This is a genomic window from Neisseria sp. P0009.S007 (assembly GCF_051962515.1).
On record NZ_JBQCVF010000252.1, the window covers coordinates 1 to 1,833 of the forward strand.

At 44.8% G+C, this 1,833-nt stretch carries 2 protein-coding genes and 1 pseudogene; all 3 read left to right on the forward strand.

The annotated features are described in order from the left end of the window. Nucleotides 1–690 (forward strand): glycohydrolase toxin TNT-related protein (locus ACTHS3_RS12165; protein ID WP_440368055.1); only part of this gene is annotated, 690 nt, incomplete at its 5' end. Next, a complete protein-coding gene (locus ACTHS3_RS12170) occupies nucleotides 684–923 on the forward strand; it encodes a hypothetical protein (RefSeq protein WP_006155758.1) in 240 nt (79 codons plus the stop codon). The genes ACTHS3_RS12165 and ACTHS3_RS12170, both read left to right, overlap by 7 nt. 353 nt (nucleotides 924–1,276) lie before the next feature. Continuing rightward, nucleotides 1,277–1,833 (forward strand): annotated as a pseudogene (locus ACTHS3_RS12175) (RHS repeat protein); the annotation flags it as partial.

Sequence of the window (1,833 nt, forward strand, 5' to 3'; positions counted from 1 at the left end):
GAAGACGGAGAAGACCGACAACAAACCCACTACTTCCACTGCGACCAAATCGGCATCCCAAGAGAAATGACCGATAAGGACGGCAATTTGCTGTGGTTCGGGGATTATTACGGCTGGGGTTGTCTGAAAGAAGAAACCAAGGTAACGGATAGTGCTTACCAACCCTTCCGCCTGCAAAACCAGTATGCCGACCGTGAGACGGGGCTGCATTACAACTTCTTCAGGTATTATGAGCCTAATGCGGGTCGGTTTATCAATCAGGACCCGATTGGGCTTTCAGGCGGAGACAATCTATATCAGTTTGCGCCTAATACAAATAAGTGGCTTGATGTCCTAGGTTTAAATAAAAATCTGCCCACACCATATTGGCCTCCTAATAGAGGCGCTTTAGGTGAAGTGAGGAGTATTACACTTCCGGTTGGCACTCTTGTTGATAGGTATGGTTATCCAGGAGGAACATTTGTGTCTCCAGTAGGAACACCATACCCTATGAGAGCCTTACCTCCTGGTTCTAATCAAAAGCCTTATAGCATATATAGGGTACTGAAACCAATTGATAATGTAGCTGCAAGTAAAATTATGCCGTGGTTCGGAGAGATTGGATTAGGGACACAGTATGAATTGCCAAAATCTGTTAAATCATATATAGAATCTGGGCATCTAGAAGAGGTGGAAATAGGAAAATGTTAAAAATTAATGAATTGAATTCATACCTTAAAAGTAAAGGTGTACCAGAAGATAGTTACTCAATCAATGAAGTAAATGATGAATCATTATGTATTGTTGAAGAAAATAAAAAATGGCATATATTCTATTCTGAAAGAGGATTGAGAACCGAAGAATATTGTTACCAAGATGAACATTTGGCAATTCTATATTTTATAAATCGGTTATCAAAAATGTTAAATTTTTCTTTCGAATGAAAAAAAGCAAACTGTAGCCTGTATGAAACTTTTAATTATGGTATGGGGTATGTGCGTAACATACACGCGGCTTCTACTTTTTAAGCGACATCTAAATCTTCTTTGAAGGCGTCTGAGCTATCGATTCTTTAACAATTTCATTACTGATTGATGTAGAGTTCGTCTGAAAACTTATTTTCAGGCGACCTCTACCAAATTTCTCTCTTGTTGGTTACACCACAAGCTACGGCTACAACGCCCCCTCACCACTAAACTGATGGCGCAACTGCATTGCCCCAAAAGATGCCGCCCCTCTTTCAGACGACCTCGACAGCCAAACCCCGCTGCGGATTACCGAGTTCAAACGCGATGTATTGGGACGCTTAATCCACACCCTTGCCCGCGACAACGACAAGGTTCAGGAAACCGTTTACCAATACGACCTAGACGGCAACCTCGTCCGCGCCGCCAACCGCCAAAGCATTACCTGCTTCGACTACAACGGCACGACCTATTACTACGACGACCTCGGCAACCTGATCCACCGCGAACTGGCCGACGGCGAAGTGCAGAACTACTTCTACGACCTGCATGACCAACTGGTTAAAGCCGAAATCTTCAAAAAAGACGGCACGAAAGAGACTTGGGCCTACACCTACGACGCCTTGGGCAGAAGAATAGGCAAAGGCCGTCTGAAAAACGAAGAAGTTTCAGACGGCCTCGAAGAGGAAACCGGATTCGTTTGGGACGGCAGCCACCTCTTGCAGGAAGTCCAACCGGACGGCAGGTATACCTATCTCTATACCGATCCCGACAGCTACGAACCTTTGGCACAGGTCCGAAACTGGACAACCGAAGACGGAGAAGACCGACAACAAACCCACTACTTCCACTGCGACCAAATCGGCATCCCAAGAGAAATGACCGATAA